The following is a 1,767-nucleotide window of genomic DNA, read 5'->3' on the forward strand; positions in this document are numbered from 1 at the left end:
TTAATATGTACTTTCAGCTTACCGATGATGAAAAATTTTATTCAAAACCCGACCTTACTTTAGAAGAAACAAAGAAATTTGCATTTGAAAATGCATTAGATTTTATTGCATTAGGATTCAAACCGGAAAAAACAAAAATTATCATCAACACAAGAAATATTCAAACACTATATCCGATTGCAGCTCAAGTTGCAAAAAAAATAAATTTTTCAAATACAAAAGCAACATTTGGATTTACAAACGATACAAATATTGGAATGATTTTTTACACATCATTGCAATCAGCGCCTTGTTTTATTGAAGATAAACCAGTCCTTATTCCATTAGGAGTTGATCAGGATCCTCACTTTAGATTAACTAGAGATATTGCACAAAAAATTGGAAAACAAAAACCAGCATTAATTCACAACATTATGATTCCTAGTTTAGAAGGGCCTGGCGGGAAAATGTCAGCATCAGCTGAAAATGGAACAATATACACAACTGATTCTCCAGATGTCGTTAAAAAGAAAATTAACAAGCATGCATTTTCAGGAGGACAACCTGATCTTGAACAACATAGAAAACTAGGAGGGAATCCCGATATTGATGTATCATATCAATATCTCAGAATATTTTTTGAGCCAGATGATAATAAATTAAAAAGAATTTATCAAGATTACAAATCCGGAAAATTACTTTCAGGTGAATTAAAAGCAATTTTGATTGAAAAAATTAATGCATTTCTAAAAGTTCACCAAGAAAATAGAGAAAAAGCTAGAGACCAAATTGACCAATTCCTTTTTGAGAATAAATGAAAATAAACATTACATGTGACGACAAATATGAGGCTCAAAAATTAGCGAATTTCATTTTCATTAAAGAAGGTAAAGAGACTTACATTACAGGAATACTGAATGTTATAAAAAATGAATTAGTAATTTCATTGAAAGATAAATCTGCACATAGCATATTGCTCAAGGATGAAGAAGATGTAGAAAAATTTGCAGATTTTATTCAATCAGTTTTGGATAATGAACACACGTTAAAATCAACTAGAATTATTGAGCATGTTGTAGAGATAGCCAAAGAGTAATTCTAGAGACCAAATGCAGCATAAGCTGCTACAATTCCAACAACTGCAATAAGAGATATTCCTAATGCTTTGAAATCACTATTCATGAATTTGTTTAAAAATAATTATAATTAAAGTGTTAACAAATTCTCAAAGATGATTTTATTATCTATCTAGGAAAATATTTGCTCTTTTTTGATTTTGGTTTTGTTCTAACTTCTGTTCGTTTTGGCAAAGGTTCTCTAATTTGATTACAATTTAGGCAAAATACCTTTAATTCCTCTCTAGCACGATCTGGTTCTGAGATATATTTTCCCCAAGAGGCAGCATCCCCTCCACGTCCCGAATTATCAGAAGTGACATTTTCAGATATAGGACAAATTCCTAACGCTCTCTCATCTTTAAAACCACAATTAGAGCAAATTTTTCCACCTAAAATTTCATATAATTTTTCTTTAATAGTTTCAACAAATTTGTCTGAACCACCAGAAAAGAAGCTTTCTTGTTTTCTCAAAAATTTATCATTTCGTGGCTTACTAGATCCAGAATTATTCCTACCAGATTCTCTTTTTGAGGATGAACGTGAGCCTCTATCATCTCTGGAATATCGTGAACCTCTATCATCTCTGGAATATCTATCATTGCCTGAATCTTGTGGTTTGTTTTGTCTGAAACAATCACTACAGTAAACAGGTTTACTGGTTCTTGGAACA

General features: G+C 31.1%; 2 protein-coding genes and 1 pseudogene. 2 read left to right on the forward strand and 1 reads right to left on the reverse strand.

The window, feature by feature from the left end:
* Together trpS and OEW78_RS10530 are read left to right on the forward strand one after the other, a co-directional pair.
* Positions 1-797, forward strand: a 797-nt coding sequence (trpS, locus tag OEW78_RS10525) for a tryptophan--tRNA ligase (RefSeq protein WP_300327242.1), incomplete at its 5' end; no start/stop codon positions are given.
* On the forward strand, positions 794-1,075 hold the full coding sequence (locus OEW78_RS10530; protein WP_300327243.1) for a hypothetical protein: 282 nt from the start codon (positions 794-796) through the stop codon (positions 1,073-1,075). The genes trpS and OEW78_RS10530, both read left to right, overlap by 4 nt.
* 148 nt (positions 1,076-1,223) lie before the next feature.
* Here OEW78_RS10530 and OEW78_RS10535 read toward each other — a convergent pair.
* Positions 1,224-1,767: pseudogene (locus tag OEW78_RS10535) on the reverse strand (hypothetical protein); the annotation flags it as partial.

The organism is Candidatus Nitrosopumilus sp. (assembly GCF_029882185.1).
Taxonomy (GTDB): Archaea; Thermoproteota; Nitrososphaeria; order Nitrososphaerales; family Nitrosopumilaceae; genus Nitrosopumilus.

Bases quoted from the DNA above. Each gene is read 5' to 3' on its own strand.
- OEW78_RS10530 (WP_300327243.1), top strand. From the start codon at position 794: ATGAAAATAAACATTACATGTGACGACAAATATGAGGCTCAAAAATTA.